This is a genomic window from Nonomuraea rubra (assembly GCF_014207985.1).
GTDB classification, from domain to species: domain Bacteria; phylum Actinomycetota; class Actinomycetes; order Streptosporangiales; family Streptosporangiaceae; genus Nonomuraea; species Nonomuraea rubra.
In genome coordinates this window covers 355,001-377,807 of the sequence record NZ_JACHMI010000001.1, presented here as the reverse complement: position 1 = coordinate 377,807, position 22,807 = coordinate 355,001, and the positions used below count along the sequence as shown (strand labels likewise).

Here is a 22,807-nt window from a genome sequence, read left to right as displayed (position 1 = left end):
CCTTCTACCTGAGCTTCGGGTCGAGCGCGTCGCGCACGGCGTCGCCCATCATGATGAACGCGAGCACGGTGACGCTCAGGAACACCGCGGGGAACACCAGGGGCAGTGGCGCCTCGAGGAACCTGTTGCGCGCGTCGGCGATCATCAGGCCCCATGAGATGTCCGGCGATTGCACGCCGACGCCCAGGAACGACAGCGCGGCCTCGGCCGCGATGAAGGTGCCCAGGTTGATGGTGGCGACCACGATGACCGGGGCCAGCGAGTTCGGCAGCAGGTGGCGGAACATGATCCGGCCCGCTCCCGCGCCCAGTGCCCTGGCCGCGACCACGAAGTCCTGACTCTTCGCCGTGATCACGGCGGCCCGCATGATGCGGAACACCATCGGCCAGCCGAGCACCGTCAGGGCCACGATGACCAGGAAGATGCTGTTGGCCCTGCCGCGGAACGTGGCCGCGATCAGCAGCGCGCCGAGGATCGAGGGGATGGCGAAGAAGATCTCCGTGACCCGCGAGGCGAGGGTGTCGACCACGCCGCCGCGGAAGCCGGCAACGATGCCGAGCAGGCCGCCGATGATCGTGGTCATGAGCGTCGTGAAGACGCCGATCACGATGGAGTTGCGGGCTCCGTAGATGGTCCTGGCGAAGACGTCACAGCCCAGGTTGTCGCGCCCGAACAGGTGGCCGGGACTCGGCCCCTGCCGCGCCGTGGACAGGTCGCAGGTCCTGGCGTTGTACGGGTCGATCGAGCTGAACAGCGACGGCCAGAGCGACATCACCAGCAGGATCAGGATGATCACCACCGAGATGATGAACATCGGCCGGCGCCTGAGGTCGTACCAGGCGTCGGTCCACAGGCTGGCGGGCTTGCCGCCCTTGGGCTTCCTGCCCTGACGCTCGGGCGCCGGGGCGGGCACCGTGTCGGGGACCAGCGTCTGCGTCTCCGGGAGTCCCGGCCCCCCGACCGGCGGGGTTGGGTTACTCATAGCGGATCCTCGGGTCGAGCACGGCGTACAACAGGTCGACGACCAGGTTGGCCAGGATGTAGATCAGCACGAGCACCGTGATGGTACCCACCACGACCGGCTGTTCTCGCAAGTAGACCGATGTGAAGAGCTGATTGCCGATTCCCGGCAGGTTGAAGATCGTCTCGGTGATCACCGCGCCGCCCATCAGGTTGCCGAGGTCGGCGCCCAGATAGGTGATGAGCGGGATCAGCGCGTTGCGCAGGCCGTGCCTGCCGATGACGCGCCGCCTGGACAGGCCCTTGGCCGTGGCCGTCCGGATGTAGTCGGCCCTGAGGGTCTCCACCAGGCTGGTCCTGGTGAGCCTGGTCAGGTACGCGACCGACACGCCGGCGAGCACGAACCCTGGCAGCAGGTAGCTGCGCAGGCCCGCGAACACGCCCGCCACGGGGAAGATGTCCAGCCCGGTCCACTGCTTGAGCTTCACGCCCAGGACCAGCTGCAGCACGAAGCCCGTCACCAGCGTGGGGATCGAGATCAGCAGCAGCGTCGAGGCCAGGATCATGGTGTCGGTGGCCCTGCCGCGGCGCAGCGCCGCCCACAGGCCGAGGCCGACGCCGAGGATGGCCTCCATGATCAGAGCGGTCAGGGCCAGGTTCAGCGTGACCTGGAACTTGCCCGCCAGGATCTCGGAGACCGGGACCTGGGCGAAGTTCACGCCGAAGTCGCCGCGGAAGAGCACGCCGCTGATGTAGTACCAGTACTGCAGCAGCAGCGGATCGTTGAGGTGGTACTGCTCGCGCAGGACCTCGGCCACGGCCGGGTCCGGGCGCTTGTCCCCGAACAGTGCCGCGACGGGATCACCGGGCAGTGCGAAGACGATGCAGAAGATGAGTAGCGTGGCGCCGATCAGGACGGGTATCGCCTGGATCAGTCGCCTGATTACATATCGGCCCATTTCAAGCCCTCCGGTACACACTTGGAGGCAGCCCCCGGAGTCCGTGATTTACCCGGCCCGAGTGACTGCCTCCAAGCTCAGTCCTCCGACGGGCGGACGGCAAGTACCGTCCGCCAGACGAATGACGTCAGCCCTTCTCGACGTCAGCCCAGTTGATCTGGTTGAGCAGGTTGAGCTTGACGTTCTTGACCTTGGTGGAGTGCCCGAAGTTGCTGCGGTAGAAGTACACCGGGATGTACGGAAGCTCCTTCAGCAGGATGTCATCCGCCTGCTGGTAGAACTTCAGACCCTCGGCCGCGTCCGTGGCCTGGTCGCCCTTGGCCACCAGGTCGTCGAACTCCTTGTTGGAGTAGCCGCCGTAGTTGGAGCCGGTGCCGATGGCGCCGGTGCCGAAGATCGGCGTCAGGTAGTTCTCGGCCGCCGGGTAGTCGATGGACCAGCCCATGCGGAACAGGCCCTTGTACTCCTTGGCGTCCAGGGCGTCCAGGATGCCCTGGAACTTCTCGAACGGCTTCGGCGTGACCTCGATGCCGAGGTTGGCGCGAAGGTTGTTGGCGACGGCCTCGATCCACTCCTTGTGACCACCGTCGGCGTTGTAGCCGAGCTCGATGGTCTTGGGGCCGCCGGCGCTCTCGTACAGCTTCTTGGCCTCGGCCGGGTTGTACGTGCACGCCGTGCAGGCGCCCTGGCGGTAGCCGGGGATGGCCGGGTTGATGAAGTCGTCGGCCGGGGAGCGGGTGCCGGAGAAGACCGTGTCGGAGATGGTCTTCCGGTCGATGGCCATCGAGATGGCCTTGCGGACGTCGACGTTCTCGAATTCCTTGTTGTACTTCAGCGGGACGCCGATGTAGCCGATGGAGGCGTCGGGCTCGTCGAAGTACCGGTCACCCAGCACCTGCTTGGCCGTGGAGATGGCCGTAGCGGGCAGGGAGTCGTGGATGTCGAGGTTCTCGGCCTGGAGGTCGTTCCACGCGGTCTCGGAGCTCGTGTAGACCTTGAACTGGAGCTTCGTCCAGCCGGTCGGCTTCTTGCCGGGGAACTTGTCGTACACCGACATCTCGATGGTCTGGTCGGTGCCCTTCTTGTAGGGCTTGTCGACCTTGAACAGACCCTGGCCGATCGGCTTCTCGCCGAAGGTCGGGCTGAGCTTGCCGTCGGAGCCGATCGCCGAGGCGGGCAGCGGGTAGAACGCGGTGTAGCCCAGCATCGTCTTGAACTGGGAGAACGGCGCGGTGAGCGTGACCTCGAGCGTCGTGTCGTCGACGACCTTGAGGCCCTTCATCTCCTTGGCCGTCGGGGTCTTGCCCTCACCCGGGTGCACGTCGTTGTAGCCGTCGACGCGCCCGAAGAAGTAGGACGAGCTCATGGCGTTGTCCTGGAGGGCGGCGAAGTTCCACGCGCGCACGTAGTCCTCGGCCTTCACCGGGGTGCCGTCATGCCACGTGTAGCTGGACTTCAGCTTGATCGTCCAGACCTTGCTGTCCGTCGTGGTGATGGACTCGGCGGCCTCCTCGACCGGCTGCTTGTTCTCGTCGTAACGCACGAGCGGCGAGAACACCGCGGCGAGCACCTCGGCACCTTCGGTCTCCGTGGTGTCCTGCGGGTACAGCATCTTCTGGGGCTCACCGACCTCCATGCGGACCGGCGTTTCACCGCCCGCGGCAGTGCCACCGTTGTCCGAGGCACCGCCGCCACACGCGGCAACCGCGAGGGCGAGCAGCGCGGTACCGGCGACGATCCGTGCGCCCTTAGTAACACGCATGGTGAAGTAAATCCTCCCTCTACAGGTGGGCGCCTAGCGCTGAGCTGCGGTGATCAAGAGCAGCCTGACGGGGAGTTCCTGGTATCCCCCCGGATTTGGCTGACATGGTCAAACCAGCCGACGCCCTGCCAGTCGATCGCGACTATCCCTCACTACTTGCCACCAGCGAGTCTCTGGCGCGTTGCAGTTCGGTCACACGTGTGCCAATCCAGCGTCACAGACATTTGACCCCATGAGGAGCAATCAGTACAAATCCGCCCCAACGAGGAGGGCCTGGACGTGAACAGTCGATGAAAAATACCCCCTACACGCCAGTGCTCGCGCCTCTGCCACCACGCCCCGGCTCGCTGGGCTACCGTTGAGCAGGTCTTGACGACGCCTTGGAACCCCGGCGTCCGGAGACTCCGTCCAACAGTCTGTCCAACTGTCTGCCGTCAACCCGTACGACAGGCACCCCACCGACCGGGATCCAATAGAGTCCTTGCCATGAGCCAGCCGGAATCCGCTGTCGCGGACGCCCAGGCGGGCGGCCGGAGCGGGCAGGAGCCGCTGGCCAAGCTCGCCAAGAGATATGGGCTTCGCCGTGCCATCGCGCGGCCGAGGTTCCCTGTCTACCTGCGCATGCTGTGGCAGCGCCGACACTTCATCCTGACGTACGCGACCTCGCGCAACGTCACGAAATACTCCAGCTCCGCGCTCGGCCAGCTGTGGCAGGTGCTCACGCCCCTGCTCAACGCCGCCATCTACTTCGTGATGTTCGGCGTCATCCTGGGCGGCGGCAAGGATGTCGAGAACTACCCGGCGTTCCTGCTGACCGGGATGTTCATCTTCACCTTCACCCAGCGCACGGTCACCGCGGGCGCGAAGTCGATCTCCGGCAACCTGTCGATGATCAGGGCCCTGCACTTCCCGAGGGCCTCGCTCCCGCTGGCGTACACGATCCAGGAGCTCCAGCAACTCGCCATCTCCATGGGCGTGCTGCTGGTCCTCGTGGTGGCCACGGGTGAGTGGCCCACCTGGTACTGGCTCATGATCCCGGTGGTGCTGCTGCTCCAGACGCTGTTCAACATCGGGGCCGGCCTGGTGATGGCCAGGCTGGGCGCCCAGATGCGCGACCTCAACCAGTTGCTGCCGTTCATCACCCGCACCTGGCTCTACGCCTCCGGCGTCTTCTTCGTGATCCAGGCCAAGGTCGTGGGGTCCGCGGGGCTGCCCCAGTGGGTGGCCGACGTGATGTACCTGAACCCGGCGGCCTCCTACATCGAGTGGATGCGCGAGATTCTCATCCCGAGCTACAACACCTCCTACGGACACCACCCCCCGACGATGGTCTTGGTGTCTTGCGTATTCTGGGCGGTGTTCGCACTCGGCTTCGGCTTCTGGTACTTCTGGCGGTCCGAGGAGAGGTACGGGCGTGGCTGAACTGACCAAGGAGCTGTCACAGGTGAAGGGCGACAAGCCCGCCGACCCCGGCAAGGATGTGAGAGTGCATCCCAACCCGGAGCCTCCGGGCAAGCGGCCCCTCGATGTCCCCACAGGCACTCCCACCGTCATCGTCGACGATCTGCACATCGTCTACCGCGTCTACGGGGCCGCCTCCGACGCCGAGAAGGGCAACGCGGTCAACGCCCTCACGCGCATACTCAAGCGCCAGGGCCGGCCGCAGATGAAGGAGGTCCACGCCGTCAAGGGCGTGACCTTCGTGGCCTACCACGGCGACGCCATCGGCATCGTGGGGCGCAACGGGTCGGGCAAGTCCACGCTGCTGCGTGCCATCGCGGGCCTGCTGCCCCCGCACAAGGGCGCCGTCTACACCGACGGCCAGCCCTCGCTGCTGGGCGTCAACGCGGCCCTCATGCGCGAGCTGACCGGCGAGCGCAACATCGTCCTCGGCTGCTACGCGATGGGCATGACGCCCGCCGAGGTCAAGGAGAAGTACCAGGAGATCGTCGACTTCTCCGGCATCGACGAGTTCGTGCAGCTCCCGATGTCCACCTACTCCTCCGGCATGGGCGCCCGCCTGCGCTTCGCCATCTCCTCCGCCAAGACCCACGACGTCCTGCTCATCGACGAGGCGCTGGCGACGGGCGACCGGGAATTCCGCAAGAAGAGCGAGGAGCGCATCCGGCAGATCCGCGAGTCGGCGGGCACGGTGTTCCTGGTCGCCCACGACCTGCGGGTGATCGAGCAGACGTGCAACCGGGTGATCTGGCTCCACAAGGGGAAGATCAAGATGGACGGCGACCCGAAGGAAGTCATCGCCGCCTACAACAAGGGCTGACCCTCTATGATCGGCCCGGCCGTGCTCAGGCCGGGCCACATGTGCCCGCCTCACTTCGGCTGAGGCTCTTTTCTTCTTTACGCGCTGCCGTGGCCCGCCACCCACCGCACTCCGGCTGACGGCCCTCCAGGGAAACGGCCTCTGACCCTTCAGTGGTGACCCGCCGTTACGCGAGCCCATGTTGCCCATCTCCGCGGTATTCGATCTTGCGTGCGAAACGGCGGCGACTGGAGGGGCAAATGACTGACACCGAGCCGGCCGTTCCGATAAGATTCGAACGTCATTTCGATCCGAGGAACGGTGATGGAGTGGGGGCGCGCGATGGGAGAGCTTGCGACCGCGATTGACCACCTGGCCACCGAGGACGTGTCAGAGATTCCGCGGCTGCAGCTCGCCGAGCAGCTTCTCGAGTTGCACTGGCAGATGGCAAGACTGCAGGCCCAGATAGCCCGCCGCACGGGCGTCCGGCTGCCCTGAGATCCGCGCAGGGCGGCTGAGGGGCCGCCGAGGGTGCTGGGGGGCGCCTGCGACGATCTACGGCTTCTACGGCCTTTTCCGGCCCCGGGAGGCGGCTGTCACGATCTTCGGGGCGGGGCTTGGAGCCCCGCCACCGGCCTGGGCCGGTGGCGGGGTGGGGCGGCGCGGGCGCCGCTGCCCTGCAGTGGCGGCGCCTCGCGTGCCCCGTGGCGTGGGCGCGTCCGCCCAGGCCCGACGTGAGCCCGCCCGTTCTTGGCGGCGGGCTCGCAACCTACGCGCGCCAGTCCCACGAGCGCCCGGCACCTGAGGGCGCCTCGTGGCCTGCCGCGTCAGTGCGACGGCATCCCGATCCGGAGGACCGGTCCAGCACTCCGGCCAAGGGGCCTTGATCAAGGGAAGGCGGGCCTCCCGGTCACCCGGCCCGGGGCGCGAACGGTCCCGGGCCTCTGACGACAGGGGCCTGGGGGCAAGCGATCCCCAGACCTCTGACGAAAGGGAGCCCAGGGGCGTCCGATCCCCGGTCCTTCGGCGGGAGGCCGGTTCCCAGACCTCTCGGTAACGCAGCCCGGGGCCGGCGATGCCCGGATCTCCAGTGGGAGGGCCCAGATCAGGGGATCGCGGAGCGGCCCCGGTCGAGGGAGCTTGCCGTCAGGGGACTGCTGGGGCGAGCGAGCGTGCCGCCCGGTCACCGCCAGGGCCGGTGCCCGGGTGTCGGCACCTGGGACACCCGCGAACCGTCCTGCCGGTTCCCCGGCCGGCCGCGCTCGTCAGCGCTCCATCGCGGCCCTGTCGCGAACCTGGGGGTCGCGCCTAGGAGCCGCGCCCGGCCACGAGCCCGGATGCCGCGGCCCAGGTCACCCGCCCAGAAGTCGCGCCTAGCCACGAATCAGGGAAGTGCCTGGCCACGAACCCAGGAGTGTCCAGCCGCGTTGCTAGGAGTGCCTAGTCGCGAGCCCAGAGAAGGCGACTAGTCGCGGGCCGCGGTGCCCCGCACCGAGCTCGTCAGCGCGTCGGTGGTCCAGCCGAGGGCGGTGATCAGGTCGCTGTAGGCGCCGGCGGCCTGCATGCCGCGGCCCTCCACGAGGGCCGAGGTGTCCTGGACGAGCGGGGCGAGCTCGTCCATGGCGGCGGCCTGGGAGGTGGCGGGCAGCGCCTCGGCGACCGGAGCCATCTCGGCGGGCGTCACCTGCCCGAGCGCCGGGGACAGCTGGCGGCCCGCGCCGTGCGGCAGGGCGAGCCACGTGGCCCGGGTGACGCCGCCCAGCAGGGCGTCGGCGGACAGCGCGCCGAGGCCCTGGGAGCTGCTCGACATGGTCTTGGCCGTGCCGCCGCTCGTCGAGCCCGGCAGCAGGCTCGTGCCCGCCAGCGTGCCGACCGTGCGCTCGACGGACGAGCCGACCGTGCCGGTCACCGCGCCGGTCACGGCGTCACCCGGGGCGGCGGCCGCGTTCTGGCCCTGCTTGCCGGCCTTGACGGAAGGCGTGGCCGGCTGGGCCATGCGCGCCGAGCCCAGGAGGGGCAGGGACTCGGTCAGGCCGCCCCCGCCGAGCGGGATGCTGCTGACGCTGCTGACGATGGGCATCAGCTCGGGCACCGGGCCGCCGCGGGCGGTGACGTCCTCGGCCGCGTTGCCCGTGGTGCCGGTCTCCGCCTGCTTCTCGGCGGCGATGTCGCGCTCGACCTCGGACATCTGGCCGCCCTGCTGGGCGCCGGACTTGGCGGCACCGCCGCCGAGCGCGCCGAGCAGGCCCCCGCCGCCGCCGATGAGGCTGCTCAGCAGCCCGCCGAGCGGGTCGGTCCCCGCAATGGTGCCTCCGCCCAGGCCGTCGACAGGTGCGTGCTTGGCGGCGTTGTATTGAACTTCCGCTTGGGCCGGCACGGCCATCGCCGCCGCCGCCAAGCCGAATGCTGTGACGGCCAGCGCCGTCTTGACTACTCGATTCATGATTGCCTTCCCGGCTCGTGATCGATCGCTCTCGAATGCGGTGGAAATGCGAATCGATAACCCCCGTATGCCGTTGCGGACGCGCTATGGGCACCACACGAAGCGTGTCGCTACGGCTGAGCTACGGAAGCAGTTCTATCACTCGGCTTGATCGACCGCAGGCGCATGAATGCCCATGTAGCAGGGGTTTGCAGCCCGGTTACCGAGTAAAGGGGGAGTGTTGAGCGGAGAGACAAACCGGGAAATAGGCGGGTCTTGTTTCCGATATTGCGCGCTTCTTGCACCGGAACGCAAGAGGGCCCCGACGGCCCGTGAACAAAGGGTCGCGAAAACAAATGTTCACAGGCCGCGGGGCCACTTTTTCCGGTCGCGGTGGACGCGCGCGGCCGGGATCAGACGGTCAGCAGGGCGTCGGCCGACTCGAACGGAAAACGTTCGGCGAGGGCCGGGCGCAGATCCGTCAGCCAGACGGCGGACGGGTCGTAGCGCGCGAAGAACGGCCGCCCCACCAGCGATGGGTCGCGGGCCTGGATGAAGTGGAGCATGAACACCTGCTCCCCGGCGATTTCCGTGACGCCGTCCACGCACACCTTGCCCGGCGTGGCCGACATGGAGGGCCCCCGCACCGTGCGGCAGAGCCCGGAGACGCTCGCGTAGGCGTCCCTGAAGACCTCGTACGCCCGCGCCAGCGGGACGGCGAAGTAGTCCTGCGGCCCGGTGTCGCGTTCGACGAACATGTAGTAGGGGATCAGCCCCATCCTGAGCTGGCGCCGCCACATCGCCGACCACACGGCCGGGTCGTCGTTGATGGACCTGATCAGCGGCGCCTGGGTCCTGATCGTGGCCCCGCTGCCGAGAATGCGCTTGACGGCCGATTCGACCAGTGGCGACTCCAGCTCGCGCGGGTGTGAGAAATGCGCCATGAAGGCGAGGTTCTTGCCCGACTCGACCACCCGCTCGAACAGGCGGAGCGTGTCGTCGGCGTCGGGGTCGGTGGTGAAGCGCTGCGGCCAGTAGGCCAGCGCCTTGGTCCCGATCCTGATGGACTCGAGCTGGTCGAGCTCCAGGAGCGGCTCGATATATCGTTTGATCACCGGCTCGCCCATGATCATGGCGTCGCCGCCGGTGATCAGCACGCTGGTGACTTCGGGATGCCTGCGGATGTAGGCGACCATCTGGTCGATGTCGTCGGAGGCGAACTTCAGGTCGGCGTCGCCGACGAACTGCGCCCACCGGAAGCAGTAGGTGCAGTAGGCGTGACAGGTCTGCCCCTGCTTAGGGAAGATCAGCACGGTTTCCGGGTACTTGTGCTGCATGCCGGGGACGGGCTCGTCGCCGATCCTCGGGACGTTGAGCTCCTTCTGGCCCGCGGGGTGCGGGTTGAGCTGTGCGCGTACGCGGTTCGCCTCGGCCTGGATCTCGGCGTTCGGCGCTTCCGCCTTCAGCAGGTCGGCCAGCCTGGCCACGTCCGCCGCTGGCAGCATGTCCTCCTGTGGGAAGACGAGCCGGTATATGGGGTCGTCGGGCGCGGCCGACCAATCTATGAGTTCATCCACGACGTAGGCGTTCGTCCGGAAGGGCAGCACCGTGGCGACGGCGCGCACCTTGAGGCGCTCGTCGTCCGCCAGCCCCGCACGCTGCAGGAGCTGGTCGAGGTGCTTGGACGTGAACGCCCGGAAGCGTCGCGTGCCTGCTTGGTTCAAGATCACTAGGCCGTTCCCATCTTTTTTGTTCGATCGGGTGTAAACCTCACGACCCTGTCGCGCGTCTACGGTTCTTAATACCCGGACGCGGCCACCTGCGTTCACGGTTCCGCTGGGCTCCAAGTTTTCCTTGAGGTTTGTGGACACTCGCGACATATCGCGTATAGGCGTACACTGACCTGTCGTGACCGACGATCCGGACCTGCGCGCCTCAGACGCCGACCGCGACCGCGTGGCCGCCGTGCTGTCGGAGGCACTCGCCACAGGAAGACTCACCACCGTCGAGCACGCCGACCGCCTCGACGTCGCCTACACGGCCAAGACGGTCGGCGAGCTCGTCCCCCTCACCCGGGACCTGCCCGAGGTGTCCGCATCCAGAAGGCCCGCCGCCATCGAACGGCAGGTCATCCACTCCAAATTCAGCAAGGTCGTGCGCAAGGGGCGATGGGTCGCCTCACGGCACACCGCGCTGTCGGCCTGGTTCGGGGCGCTCATCATCGACCTCTCCGACGCCGTGCTGCCGGGGCGCGAGATCTCGATCCACGCCGACGCCATGTTCAGCAAGGTCATCGTGCGGGTGCCGGAGAACGCACAGGTGGTCGACGAGGGCAGCTCGCTGTTCGGCAAGCGGAACGTGACGGCGGGATCCACGGGGGACGGGCCCTTGATCAGGGTCCTGGGGACGTCGAGGTTCTCCAAGGTGATCGTCACCCGGGGCAAGGACGACTGGAACCTGCACTAGCAGCCGGGCGACCAGGACTGGAACGGCCGTGGGCGGGAACCAAGAGGTCCTACCCGCCGGTTAACCTGACACCTGCCTTGCCTGCGATGCGGACATCCGAGCCCGCGTGACGGCCAAGCCGTGGCGGCGGGCTCGATGCCGTACGAGGTGAGCAGTGTCCGAGAGCAGGCCAGTCGCGCTCGACGCCATGGGCGGCGACCACGCGCCGCACGAGATCGTGGCGGGGGCGGTGCACGCGGTGCGCGAGCGCGGCCTGCCCGTCGTGCTCGTCGGCTCCCCGCGGGTGCTCTACGAGGCGCTGGCCGACCACGACGCCACCAAGGAGATCCCGATCGTCCGGGCCGAGGAGGCGCTGGAGATGGACGAGGGCGCGCTGGCCAGCCTGCGCCGCCCCCGCTCCAGCATCGCGATCGCCTGCCACCTCGTACGCCGCGGCGACGCCTGCGCGGTCGTGTCCGCGGGATCGACGGCGGGCATCGTGACCACCGGCAGGCTACGGCTCAAGGGCCAGCAGGGCGTGCTCAGGCCCGCCATCGCCGTCGACCTGCCCACGCTGCCCGCCCCGGCCGTGCTCCTCGACGCGGGCGCGAACGCCGAGGTCAAGCCGGAGATGCTGGTGCAGTTCGCGCACCTCGGAGCCACCTACGCCGAGCTCGCCCACGGCATCGAGGACCCCAAGGTCGGCCTGCTCACGATCGGCAGCGAGGCCGAGAAGGGCGACAAGCTGGTCAGGCGCGCGCACGAGCTGCTGCAGGGCTCCCCCGGCATCACCTTCGCCGGCAACGTCGAGGGCCACGACCTGCTGACCGGCAAGGTGGACGTCATCACCACCGACGGGTTCACCGGCAACGTGGCGCTGAAGACCATGGAGGGCGCGGTCCGCTACGCGTTCGCCGAGCTCAGGCAGGCCATCAGCGAGAGCAGGCTGGCCCGGCTGGGCGCCGCCATGCAGCGCTCGCGCCTGCGCGAGCTGCACCGCCGCCTCGACGCCGAGGCCCACGGCGGCGCCGTGCTGCTCGGCCTGAACGGCACGGTCGTCATCGCCCACGGCGCCTCCAGGGCCCAGGGCATCAGCGCGGCGTGCCGGCTCGCCGCGGACCTGTCGGCCGCCGGCGTGGTGAACGCGATCGGCGAGCGCATGGCCGCCACCAGCCGCTCCCACAGGCTGTGGTGGTCGAGCCACGGTGGAGATCGCCTGGAGTGAGCCCCCTGTAGCCGGTGTGAGCCCTTAGGGTGTGAGACCGATCCACAGAAACGGGGGCCAATGTGGACGGGCTCATCTCGGTGGCACATGGGCTCACCTCTGAGCAGGTGGCGAGCGCGAAGGCGAACCACATCCCGCGCCGATCCAGCCGCTCCCTGAGCGCGATCCTCAGGGCGAACGTGTTCACCCTGTTCAACCTCGTCATCGGCGTGCTCTGGGCCCTGATCCTCATCTTCGGCGAGTGGCAGGACGGCCTGTTCGGGCTGGTCATCGTGGCCAACGCGCTGATCGGCATCATCCAGGAGCTGCGGGCCAAGCGCACGCTCGACCGCCTGGCGGTGGTCAACGAGGCTCCCGTACGCGTGCGCCGCGACGGCGAGGAACGCGAGATCCACCCCCGTGACGTGGTCCTCGGCGATCTGATCCTGCTCGGCCCCGGCGACCGCCTCCTCGTGGACGGCGAGATCGCCCGCTCCGACGGCCTGGAGATCGACGAGTCGCTGCTCACCGGCGAGGCCGACCCCGTGCACAAGCAGCCCGGCGACCAGGTGCTGTCGGGCAGCTTCGCGGTGGCCGGCTCCGGCGCGTTCGTGGCCACGCGGGTCGGCACCGACGCGTACGCGGCCAAGCTGGCCGAGGAGGCCAGCAAGTTCCACCTGGCCCACTCCGAGCTGCGCGCGGGCGTGGCGAACTTCATCAAGTACATCACCTGGCTGGTCATCCCGATCGGCGCCCTGCTCATCTACAGCCAGCTGCACAACTCCGCCGACCTGCGCACCGCCGTCACCGGCGCGGTCGCGGGCATCGTCACCATGATCCCCGAGGGCCTGGTGCTGATGACCTCCATCGCGTTCGCCGTCGGCGTCGTACGCCTGGGCCGGCGCCAGTGCCTGGTCCAGGAGCTGCCCGCGATCGAGGGCCTGGCCAGGGTGGACGTGCTCTGCCTGGACAAGACGGGCACGCTCACCGCGGGCGGGATGGACCTCGACGAGGTGCTGCCCGTCAGCGGCGACGACCACCGGCTCGCCGGCGCCACCCCGGTGCCGGCGAGCCCGCAACCCGCCGGCGGCACATCGGTGCCGGCGTTCCCGCTACCCGCCGGCGAGGCCCTGGCCGCGCTCGCCAACCTCGACGACCATCCGAACGCCACCGCCGAGGCCATCAGGGCCCGCTACCCCGCCGCCCCCGTCGGGTGGACCGCCCGCTCGGCCGTGCCGTTCTCCTCGGCGCGCAAGTGGAGCGGGGCCGACTTCGGCGAGCACGGCGCCTGGGTGCTGGGCGCGCCCGACGTGCTGCTGCGGGGCGGCGCCTGCCTCGACAGGGCCACCGAGCTGGCCGCCACCGGCACGCGCGTGCTGGCGCTGTGCCGTACCGGCTCCCTGGCCGGCACCGAGCGCGGCGAGGCGGAGGTGGAGCCCGTCGCGCTCGTCACGCTCAAGCAGCGCATCAGGCCCGACGCCCGCGAGACCCTCGGGTACTTCGCCGAGCAGGGCGTCACCGTGAAGATCATCTCCGGTGACAACCCGCTGGCGGTCTCCGCCATCGCCACCGGGCTCGGCATCCCCGGCGGCGAGCGGTCGGTCGACGCGCGTACCCTCCCGCACGACGACCCGGCCAGGCTCGGCGAGCTGCTCGACACCCACACCGTCTTCGGCCGGGTCAGCCCGCGGCAGAAGCGCGAGTTCGTGACCGCGCTCCAGGCCCGCGGCCACACCGTGGCCATGACCGGCGACGGCGTCAACGACGTGCTCGCGCTGAAGGACGCCGACCTCGGCATCGCGATGGGCGCCGGCAGCCCCGCCACGAAGGCGGTCGCCCAGGTGGTGCTGCTCGACAACAAGTTCGCCACGCTGCCGTACGTCGTGGGCGAGGGCCGGCGGGTGCTGGCCAACATCGAACGGGTCTCCAACCTGTTCCTCACCAAGACGTTCTACGCGATCGTGCTGTCGCTGATGGTCGGGCTCGCCGGGATGGAGTTCCCGTTCGCGCCGCGCCACTCGACCCTGACGAACGCGCTGGTCATCGGCATCCCGGCGTTCTTCCTGGCCCTGGCGCCCACGCTGGAGCGCTCCGAGCCCGGCTTCGTGCCGCGGGTGCTGCGCTTCGCCGTACCGGCGGGGGTGTTGTGCGCGGCGGCGGTGCTGGTGTCGTTCTGGGCCGCGCACAGCGGCACCTCCACCCTCCTCGAAGACCAGACGGCCGCCGTGATCACCCTGTTCCTCACCACCTGGTGGGTGCTGGTGCTCATCGCCAGGCCGCTCAACTGGTGGCGGGTGGTGCTGGTGGGGGCCATGCCGGTGCTGTTCGCGGCCGGCATGGCGGTGCCGTTCGTCAGGGAGTTCTTCGCCCTCGAACCCGGCGATCTCAGCAACGATCTGACCGCCGTCGGCATCTCGATCATGGCGGCGCTAATGATAAGCGTCGCGGTCAAGCTCGCCGGTACCCTTAGACCATGACCGACCCGCAGATAGTGCTCACCGAGCGCGTCCAGCAGGCGCTGGCCCGCGCGTTCGGTCCGGAGCACGCCGACGCAGATCCGCTGATCCGGCCCTCCCAGTTCGCCGATTTCCAGGCGAACGTCGCGATGAGCCTGGCCAAGCGCCTGCGACGGTCCCCGCGGGAGGTCGCCGAAGCGATCACTGCGGAGCTGTCCGACTTCCCCGGCACGATCGAGGTCAGCGGCCCGGGCTTCCTCAACATCACGCTCGGCAACGCGTGGATCGAGGCCGAGGCCCAGCAGATGCTGGCCGACCCGCGCCTCGGCGTCGGCACGATCACCCCGTCGCAGACCGTCGTGATCGACTACTCCGCGCCCAACGCGGCCAAGGAGATGCACGTCGGCCACCTGCGCACCACGATCGTCGGCGACTCGCTGGCCCGCCTGCACGAGCACCTGGGCAACACCGTCATCAGGCAGAACCACCTGGGCGACTGGGGCACCCCGTTCGGCATGCTCATCGAGCACCTGCTCGACATCGGCGAGCAGGCCGCGGTCGAGCAGCTCGAAGCCGGCCAGGGCACCGAGTTCTACCAGGCGGCGCGGGCCAAGTTCGACGGCGACGAGGCGTTCAAGACGCGCGCGCGGGCGCGGGTGAGCACCCTGCAGTCGGGCGACCCCGACACGCTGCGGCTCTGGCACGTGTTCATGGACGCCACCGTGCGCTTCTTCAACAAGGTCTACGACCTGCTCGGCGTCACGCTCACCGACGCCGACATCGCCGGCGAGAGCATGTACAACCCCATGCTCCAGAAGACCTGCGACGACCTGGAGTCCTCGGGCACGGCGGTGATCAGCGAGGGCGCGCTGTGCGTGTTCCCGCCGGGCTTCACCGGCTCCGACGACAAGCCGCTGCCGCTCATCATCAGGAAGAGCGACGGCGGCTACGGCTACGCCACCACCGACATGGCCGCCATCCGCTACCGCGTCAACGACCTCAAGACCGACCGCATCCTCTACGTGGTCGGCAACGAGCAGGCGCTGCACTTCCAGATGGTGTTCGCCGCGGCGAAGCAGGCGGGCTGGCTGCCCGAGACCACCTCGGCCGAGCACGTACGCATCGGCATGATGCTGGGCAAGGACGGCCGCCGCTTCAAGACCCGCTCCGGCGAGTCCGTCAAGCTGATGGACCTGCTGCAGGAGGCCGTCGACCGGGCCGCCAAGCTGATCGAGGACCGCGGCTACGACGAGGCGACCCAGCGGGAGATCGCCCACGCCGTCGGCATGGCCGCCGTGAAGTACGCCGACCTGTCGGTCAGCCACGACAGCGAGTACGTCTTCGACCTCGACCGCATGGTGGCCACGACCGGCAACACCGGCCCCTACATGCAGTACGCGACGGCCCGGATCCGCTCCATCTTCCGCAGGGCGGGCATCTCCCCGGCCGACGCGACCGCATCCATCGTGCTCGCGGCTCCGGCCGAGCGCGCGCTGGGTCTCCACCTGCTGGGGTTCGGCGAGCTCGTCGCCCAGGTCACCGCCGACTCCGAGCCGCACCGGCTGTGCGCGTTCCTCTTCCAGACGGCCAGCCTGCTGAGCACGTTCTACGAGGAGTGCCCGGTGATCAAGGAGGGCGTCGACCCCGAGACCAGGGACCACCGGCTGGCCCTGTGCGCGCTGACGTTGCGGGTGCTGGAGACGGGGCTCGACCTTCTGGGCGTCCCTGTCCCCGAGCGCATGTAACAGGCAGTTGGCTCAAAGTCTCCCGTTCCGTCGTGGGCGCGCCTCCACCGGGTTGGCGCGCCCTTACGGCTAGGCTTTACGCGGTCATGAACTGAGGCCGAAATGGGGGAGTTCTCTGCCTTGAGCACGGACCTGACTGCGAGCCCCCCAGCAGCGACCGAATTGCATCGCTACGCCGAGGCGCTGCTGGCGCACCTCGCCGCCAAGGGCACCGCGCCTCCGGCCGCCCCGAGCTATCGCGACGTACCGGGCTACTGGTTGCCCCCGGCCCTCGAAGCGCTGGTCGCCATCCTGGCCGGCGACGACCCGCTGGAGCCGCTGAGCCGGGCCGCCGGCCGCGACCAGCAGCAGACCGCGCTCTTCCTCTGCCTGGCGCTGGCGGTGTCCGGGCAGGGCAGCCGCATCCACGCCTCCTGGCTGGGCACCGCGTTCGGCGAGCTGTCGCTCGACCGCCCCGTCTCCCACGGCCAGCGCTCACTCTGGCTGGCCGCCGCCAGGGGCGCGTACGGGCCCGCCGGCAAGATCTTCGTGCTGCGCAAGCTCGACGCGCTGGCCGTCCAGGAGCACGCCGATCCGCAGCAGTGGGTGCAGGCCCTCGTGCCCGGCGAGCCCTCGGTCGTCGTGCCGCCGTCCCTGGCCGACTTCCCGGAGATGGCCGAGATCCCCGAGCTGGCCAGGCCCGCCGTGGCGGCCGCCCGGCTGGCCAGGCTGCGCGGGCGGTGCGCGGAGATCACCTCGGCGCGGCAGTCCGAGCACGACTCCGCCCCGCTCGACAACAGCCCCGCCACCCCGGCCGCCGCCTGGGCCGAGGACGAGCCGCTCGCCGTCCTGCGTACCCTGATCGGCCAGGGCGGTCCTGCTGGGCCGATGGCCTCGCTCAGCACGTACCTGCTCGACGACCTGCGCCCCGGCGCCGACCCGCACCTGGCCGCGATCGCCCTGCACGTGGCCGCGCCGATCCTGCGCGGGGTGGCCGAGGAACTCGAGGCCGACAGCCGCCTCGAACCCCCCGCCACGCTCACGGTCCCGCTGCTCGGCCACCGCATCCACCTGCGCCCCGAGGGCCCCGACCAGGCCTCGCTCGCCGCCGCCGAGGAATCGATCCTCACGGAGGGCATGATCCCGCGCGGCCGCCCGTGGGCCGCCCTCGTGCTCGTCGTCGCCGGCGTCGCCTGCCTCGTCGCCGCCGCCCTCGGCACCCGCATGCTCGCCGCCGCCGCGGTCGCCATGATCGGCCTCGCCGGCTGGCAGCTCTGGCAGCGCCGCAAGCTCGTCGAGGCCGACGTCCGGTACGTCACCGGGCAGGTGAACGAGCTGAAGGAGCTGGCGGAGGGGGCGGTCTGGGCGCTGCACGCGTACGCGCGGGAGGCGGAGACGCGGGCGACGCAGGCGGCCGAGGACGCGGCCGAACTGACCCGCCTCATCCGCCGCGGCCCCCGCGCCGCCCACTGACCCCGCTGCACCCCGTCCGGCTGGCCTGCCCGCACGTGCTGCCCGCACGACAGCCTGACCCGTGCGTACGCGCTGCCCGCGCGACAGCCTGACCCGTGCGCGCACGCGCTGCCCGCCGCACCGCAGGCGGGGCGCGGCGCTGCAAGGGCGTGACTGCGACTTGGCGCGACAGACCATCCACACTGGACGCGCCGGGCGACGGGCCGGCACAGCACGTCTGAACGCGCCCGTCTCCCCAGCCCCGCACCAGAGGGCCAGAACGACAGCCCGTCCTGAAGCACAAGGCGGCACAAACGACGAGGAACCCGCCCGGGCCGGGCAGGTTCCTCGTGCTCAGCTCGTCTCTACGCGCTCAGGTGGTCTCGATCTCCACGTGAGCCGGGGCAAGGAGGAACACGCGCTCGGCGATCCGCTCGATCCGCCCCTCACAACCGAAGGCCAGCCCGGCGGCGAAGTCCACCATCCGCGTCGCCTCAGGCATCGACATGCCCGTAACGTCCATGATCACCGTCTGACCTTCTCGGAAGTGCTGGCCGATCAACGGTGCGTCGTTGTACTTGAGCGGCTGAACCATAACGATGCGCGAGGAGTCCACGTTCGCACGCCACCGCCTGGCGGCCCGCTCCGTGGCGGGGACGTACTCGTCCTCGTACTGCTCGTCGTCGTCATAGCCCTCGTCGTAGTGATCGACCCCGCTCAGGCCAAGGTAGCTCACCACCTTGCGCACTGCCCCCATCGGCTTGTCCTTTCCTCAGGAACTCACCGTAATCGGCACGTCCCTACACATTGGACGGTAACCGACGATTCCGCATTCGCCACGCGACACGCCCAGCCCTAATTCCATTTTGTACGGCTTGCAGCCTGCTTGCAGCTGGATATCCGACCCCCGTATACCATCAGCCACATGCGCCTCTTCACGGTCGACGCCTTCACTGACACAGCTTTCCAGGGTAATCCCGCGGCTGTCTGCCTGTTGGACACTCCGGTTACAGAGCACTGGATGCAGAGCGTAGCGACCGAGATGAACCTCTCCGAGACCGCCTTCCTGCTCGGGGATTCGCTCCGCTGGTTCACGCCGGCGGTGGAGGTCACACTCTGTGGTCATGCCACGCTCGCCACGGCGCACATCCTCTATTCGACGGGTGCGGCGGACGGGCAGCTCGAATTCAACACGGCCAGCGGGACGCTCACCGTGAATCGACGTCCGGACGGCATGATCACAATGGATTTTCCCGCCAAGGAGGTGTCCCCCGCAGAGGCTCCTCCCGGCCTGGAGAAAGCCCTCGGCGCCACCCCGGTGCGGGTCGGCAAAAGCCAGCTCGACCTGCTGGTGGAGCTCGAGTCAGAGGAAACGGTAAGCGGCCTTACCCCAGACATCACCGCGCTAAACACAGTTGACGCAAGAGGAATCATCGTCACAGCACCCGGCACCGAAACCGACTTCGTCTCCCGCTTCTTCGCCCCCAGGGTGGGCGTGCCCGAGGACCCGGTGACGGGCTCGGCGCACTGCGCCCTGGCCCCGTACTGGTCGGCCCGCTTCGGCCGTCCATCGTTGGTGGGCGCTCAGCTCTCCGCCCGGGGCGGCCTCGTCCACGTGACGCACGCCGGCGACCGCGTCCACCTCGCGGGCCGGGCCGTCACGATGATGTCGGGCACCCTGCACATCAGCTGAGGCCTGTGTCAAAAGTGGATCTTGCTTGTGAGGCACCCGTACTGGTAGCGGCCATCAACGAGTGGCTGTGACCAGCACATCTGACGCCATGCCCGCTCCGAGGCGGACAGCAGCTGATGAACCGCTCGCCCAAGCCTGAGCGCTGCGGCGTCTGACGGCGGATTCCTGTCAACGCCGGTGACGTCAGGAAGACGTCAGGCAGAAGGGGTGGCCGGCCGGGTCCAGGAGTACCCGCCAGCGTCCGTCGCCGGGCTGATGGTCCGGTTTGGTCGCGCCGAGCTCCAGGGCCAGCTCTTCCATCGCATCGAGGTCGTCAGCGCGGAAATCCAGGTGCAACTGTTGTGGCACGTCCTGACCCGGCCACTGCGGAGCCCGGTATCCGTCAACCCTCTGGAATCCAAGATCACAGCCGGTGTCGTCCGTCAGAGCGACGAACTCGTCCGTGCTGAAGAGGACCCGCATCCCGGTCAGTGCGCCGTAGAAGTCCGCCAGCGTCGGCGGGTCGGCACAGTCCAGAGTCACCCCTCGCAGTACAGCGCGTGGCATCATTCGCTCCTTCGCGTCCGCGCGTCTGTCTCCGTGAGCCGCCGCTGCACGCGATCACCGGCCACAGCCACACCGTACTCGCCCCATCCACTGCTGAAGTAGCGGTTTACTCCTGCCACCAAGCAGCCCCGGAGATCGGGTGCGGGTTGAGGACCAGAGCGGAACTTGGGAAGGTCAGGTAGAGGTAGCGCTAGCCGCGGTCGGTCATCCCGCAACACTGCCCCACGGCCGACATCCCCCGCCTGTAGCGAAGCTGGGGGCACAACAGAGCCCAGAGCGCCGTCGGCCAGCAGACCCCCGGCCCCAAGCGCTGGCGGCGCAGCACAGCCCCACCTCCAGGCGCTGGCGGCACAGCGGGACCATCGAGTGCGCTGCCAAGACCCAGCCAGTACTCCTCAGCTCCGCGGAGAGGAAGCTACTGAACGCCATGAGCCAGCTGGACGGCTTCGCAGCGCACCGCTGCGTCCGTCTTCGGTGAGATCGCGGGCAACAGCCATGCCACCGGTCCCGCTCCCCTCTCGTAGGCCGAGACCGGTGGTGAGCGGAAGAACGCAGTGAGCGACAGGCCGCGGGAAGCCGAGAACTGCGGTGGCCGTCGCTTTCAAGCAGCAATCCCGTTCGCGGCGGATACCGGCTGCGGGTCGCGGTCATGGGAACTGTCGACCTGCCGCCCCTGATCGGTCAAGCAGGGCACCCATCACACTCCCAGGCTCCACAGCCAAGGTCCGTCCTGCAAACCCGCCCTGCAACGCAGAAAGGGCCCCGACGCTCGGCGTCGGGGCCCTCCCATAAAGATTGTCCGGCGGTGACCTACTCTCCCACACCCTCCCGAGTGCAGTACCATCGGCGCAGAGAAGCTTAACTTCCGGGTTCGGAATGTAACCGGGTGTTTCCTTCCCGCCATAACCGCCGTAACCCTGCGAAACAGCACAGCTTGCTGTCTCAGAACTGCATAGTGGACGCGAGCAAAAGAAAGTCTGCTTTGTGGTCAAGTCCTCGGCCTATTAGTACCGGTCAGCTCCACACGTTACCGCGCTTCCACCTCCGGCCTATCAACCCGGTCGTCTACCGGGAGCCTTACCCCCTCACAGGGTGGGAGACCTCATCTCAAGGCGAGCTTCCCGCTTAGATGCTTTCAGCGGTTATCCCTTCCGAACGTAGCCAACCAGCCGTGCACCTGGCGGTACAACTGGCACACCAGAGGTTCGTCCGTCCCGGTCCTCTCGTACTAGGGACAGCCCCTTTCAAGTCTCCTACGCGCGCAGCGGATAGGGACCGAACTGTCTCGCGACGTTCTAAACCCAGCTCGCGTACCGCTTTAATGGGCGAACAGCCCAACCCTTGGGACCTACTCCAGCCCCAGGATGCGACGAGCCGACATCGAGGTGCCAAACCATCCCGTCGATATGGACTCTTGGGGAAGATCAGCCTGTTATCCCCGGGGTACCTTTTAGCCGTTGAGCGACACCGCTTCCACACGCCGATGCCGGATCACTAGTCCCAGCTTTCGCTCCTGCTCGACCCGTCAGTCTCACAGTCAAGCTCCCTTGTGCACTTACACTCAACACCTGATTGCCAACCAGGCTGAGGGAACCTTTGGGCGCCTCCGTTACTCTTTGGGAGGCAACCGCCCCAGTTAAACTACCCACCAGACACTGTCCCCGATCCGGATCACGGACCAGAGTTAGACGTTCAAAACGACCAGAGTGGTATTTCACCAATGACTCCACCCGAACTAGCGTCCGAGCTTCCCAGTCTCCCACCTATCCTACACAAGACGCTCCAAACGCCAATGTCAAGCTGTAGTGAAGGTCCCGGGGTCTTTCCGTCCTGCTGCGCGTAACGAGCATCTTTACTCGTAGTGCAATTTCGCCGGGTCTGCGGTTGAGACAGCGGGGAAGTCGTTACGCCATTCGTGCAGGTCGGAACTTACCCGACAAGGAATTTCGCTACCTTAGGATGGTTATAGTTACCACCGCCGTTTACCGGCGCTTAAGTTCTCACCTTCGCCCAGAAAACTGGACTAAGCGGTCCCCTTAACGTTCCGGCACCGGGCAGGCGTCAGTCCGTATACATCGTCTTACGACTTCGCACGGACCTGTGTTTTTAGTAAACAGTCGCTTCCCCCTGGCCACTGCGACCCCCACCAGCTCCGAGTGCAAGACTCATCACCAGCAGAGGTCCCCCTTCTCCCGAAGTTACGGGGGCAATTTGCCGAGTTCCTTAACCACAGTTCACCCGATCGCCTTAGTATTCTCTACCTGACCACCTGAGTCGGTTTAGGGTACGGGCCGCCACAACACTCACTAGAGGCTTTTCTCGGCAGCATAGGATCATCCACTTCACCACAATCGGCTCGGCATCACATCTCAGGCACATGGAACGCGGATTTGCCTACGTTCCGCCCTACATGCTTACCCCAGGACAACCATCGCCTGGGCTGGACTACCTTCCTGCGTCACCCCATCGCTTACCTACTACCCAATCAGGCCGAGCGTTCACCCTGACGGTCGTCCCGAAGGACAACCCGAGCTAAGGACTCTTAGTATCAAGGGGTTCAGTATGGGCGCATTGAAGCGGGTACGGGAATATCAACCCGTTGTCCATCGACTACGCCTGTCGGCCTCGCCTTAGGTCCCGACTTACCCTGGGCGGATTAGCCTGGCCCAGGAACCCTTGGTCATCCGGCGCGAGGGTTTCTCACCCTCGATTCGCTACTCATGCCTGCATTCTCACTCGCACAGCCTCCACAACTAGATCACTCTGCTGCTTCGCCGGCTGCACGACGCTCCCCTACCCACCCAGACCCAAAGGTCTGAGTGCCACGACTTCGGCGGTGTACTTGAGCCCCGCTACATTGTCGGCGCAGAATCACTTGACCAGTGAGCTATTACGCACTCTTTCAAGGGTGGCTGCTTCTAAGC

At 67.9% G+C, this 22,807-nt stretch carries 16 protein-coding genes and 2 rRNA genes (1 of these 18 only partly in view); 9 read left to right on the top strand and 9 right to left on the bottom strand.

What is annotated here, in order from left to right:
- Positions 1 to 4 precede the first annotated feature (4 nt).
- The 3 genes from HD593_RS01750 to HD593_RS01740 all read right to left on the bottom strand — a co-directional run bounded on the left by HD593_RS01750 (position 5) and on the right by HD593_RS01740 (position 3,555).
- Complete coding sequence (locus HD593_RS01750; protein WP_185100380.1) at positions 5 to 982, bottom strand: ABC transporter permease; 978 nt, start codon at positions 980 to 982, stop codon at positions 5 to 7.
- Positions 975 to 1,919, bottom strand: coding sequence for an ABC transporter permease (locus tag HD593_RS01745; RefSeq protein WP_185100379.1), 945 nt, complete (start codon positions 1,917 to 1,919; stop codon positions 975 to 977). Before HD593_RS01745 ends, HD593_RS01750 begins: the two co-directional genes overlap by 8 nt.
- A gap of 127 nt (positions 1,920 to 2,046) precedes the next feature.
- The gene (locus HD593_RS01740) at positions 2,047 to 3,555 is read right to left on the bottom strand and encodes a peptide ABC transporter substrate-binding protein (RefSeq protein WP_246546145.1); all 1,509 of its coding nucleotides are present in this window, start codon (positions 3,553 to 3,555) and stop codon (positions 2,047 to 2,049) included.
- A gap of 612 nt (positions 3,556 to 4,167) precedes the next feature.
- On the opposite strand from HD593_RS01740, the gene HD593_RS01735 reads away from it, so the two are divergent.
- The 3 genes from HD593_RS01735 (at position 4,168) to HD593_RS01725 (ending at position 6,439) form a co-directional block, all read left to right on the top strand.
- Positions 4,168 to 5,103 (top strand): ABC transporter permease, encoded by a 936-nt coding sequence (locus HD593_RS01735; RefSeq protein ID WP_185100377.1) that lies wholly within the window; start codon positions 4,168 to 4,170, stop codon positions 5,101 to 5,103.
- Entirely contained in the window at positions 5,096 to 5,962 is an 867-nt protein-coding gene (locus HD593_RS01730; protein WP_185100376.1) for an ABC transporter ATP-binding protein, read from the top strand. Before HD593_RS01735 ends, HD593_RS01730 begins: the two co-directional genes overlap by 8 nt.
- Before the next feature lie 321 nt (positions 5,963 to 6,283).
- On the top strand, positions 6,284 to 6,439 hold the full coding sequence (locus HD593_RS01725) for a hypothetical protein (RefSeq protein ID WP_185112763.1): 156 nt from the start codon (positions 6,284 to 6,286) through the stop codon (positions 6,437 to 6,439).
- A 967-nt stretch (positions 6,440 to 7,406) separates the two neighbouring features.
- Here HD593_RS01725 and HD593_RS01720 read toward each other — a convergent pair.
- Together HD593_RS01720 and HD593_RS01715 are read right to left on the bottom strand one after the other, a co-directional pair.
- A complete protein-coding gene (locus HD593_RS01720) occupies positions 7,407 to 8,384 on the bottom strand; it encodes a hypothetical protein (RefSeq protein WP_185100375.1) in 978 nt (325 codons plus the stop codon).
- 392 nt (positions 8,385 to 8,776) lie between these two features.
- Complete coding sequence (locus HD593_RS01715; RefSeq protein ID WP_185100374.1) at positions 8,777 to 10,093, bottom strand: KamA family radical SAM protein; 1,317 nt, start codon at positions 10,091 to 10,093, stop codon at positions 8,777 to 8,779.
- Between the two features lie 178 nt (positions 10,094 to 10,271).
- Between HD593_RS01715 and HD593_RS01710 the strand changes: the two genes are divergently transcribed.
- The 5 genes from HD593_RS01710 (at position 10,272) to HD593_RS01690 (ending at position 17,665) form a co-directional block, all read left to right on the top strand.
- Entirely contained in the window at positions 10,272 to 10,829 is a 558-nt protein-coding gene (locus tag HD593_RS01710) for a DUF1707 SHOCT-like domain-containing protein (protein WP_312903309.1), read from the top strand.
- Between the two features lie 154 nt (positions 10,830 to 10,983).
- Positions 10,984 to 12,033 (top strand): phosphate acyltransferase PlsX, encoded by a 1,050-nt coding sequence (plsX, locus tag HD593_RS01705; RefSeq protein WP_312903308.1) that lies wholly within the window; start codon positions 10,984 to 10,986, stop codon positions 12,031 to 12,033.
- Positions 12,034 to 12,095: 62 nt separating this feature from the next.
- Positions 12,096 to 14,489 carry an HAD-IC family P-type ATPase gene (locus HD593_RS01700; protein ID WP_312903307.1) on the top strand — a complete coding sequence of 798 codons (2,394 nt, stop codon included), beginning with the start codon at positions 12,096 to 12,098 and terminating at the stop codon, positions 14,487 to 14,489.
- A complete protein-coding gene (argS, locus tag HD593_RS01695) occupies positions 14,486 to 16,213 on the top strand; it encodes an arginine--tRNA ligase (RefSeq protein WP_185100373.1) in 1,728 nt (575 codons plus the stop codon). The genes HD593_RS01700 and argS overlap by 4 nt, the downstream gene beginning before the upstream one ends.
- A gap of 162 nt (positions 16,214 to 16,375) precedes the next feature.
- Positions 16,376 to 17,665, top strand: coding sequence for a hypothetical protein (locus tag HD593_RS01690; protein WP_185100372.1), 1,290 nt, complete (start codon positions 16,376 to 16,378; stop codon positions 17,663 to 17,665).
- Positions 17,666 to 18,017: 352 nt separating this feature from the next.
- Here HD593_RS01690 and HD593_RS01685 read toward each other — a convergent pair whose 3' ends face one another.
- A complete protein-coding gene (locus HD593_RS01685) occupies positions 18,018 to 18,401 on the bottom strand; it encodes a cell division protein SepF (RefSeq protein WP_185100371.1) in 384 nt (127 codons plus the stop codon).
- 168 nt (positions 18,402 to 18,569) lie between these two features.
- Here HD593_RS01685 and HD593_RS01680 point away from each other — a divergent pair, with 168 nt between their 5' ends.
- Positions 18,570 to 19,337, top strand: coding sequence for a PhzF family phenazine biosynthesis protein (locus HD593_RS01680; protein WP_185100370.1), 768 nt, complete (start codon positions 18,570 to 18,572; stop codon positions 19,335 to 19,337).
- Positions 19,338 to 19,520: 183 nt separating this feature from the next.
- Here HD593_RS01680 and HD593_RS01675 read toward each other — a convergent pair whose 3' ends face one another.
- From HD593_RS01675 to HD593_RS01665, 3 genes are all read right to left on the bottom strand, one after another.
- Positions 19,521 to 19,859 carry a VOC family protein gene (locus tag HD593_RS01675; protein ID WP_312903306.1) on the bottom strand — a complete coding sequence of 113 codons (339 nt, stop codon included), beginning with the start codon at positions 19,857 to 19,859 and terminating at the stop codon, positions 19,521 to 19,523.
- A gap of 821 nt (positions 19,860 to 20,680) precedes the next feature.
- A 5S ribosomal RNA gene (gene rrf / locus HD593_RS01670) occupies positions 20,681 to 20,797 on the bottom strand.
- Positions 20,798 to 20,867: 70 nt separating this feature from the next.
- Positions 20,868 to 22,807, bottom strand: a 23S ribosomal RNA gene (locus HD593_RS01665); it runs 1,162 nt beyond the window's last position.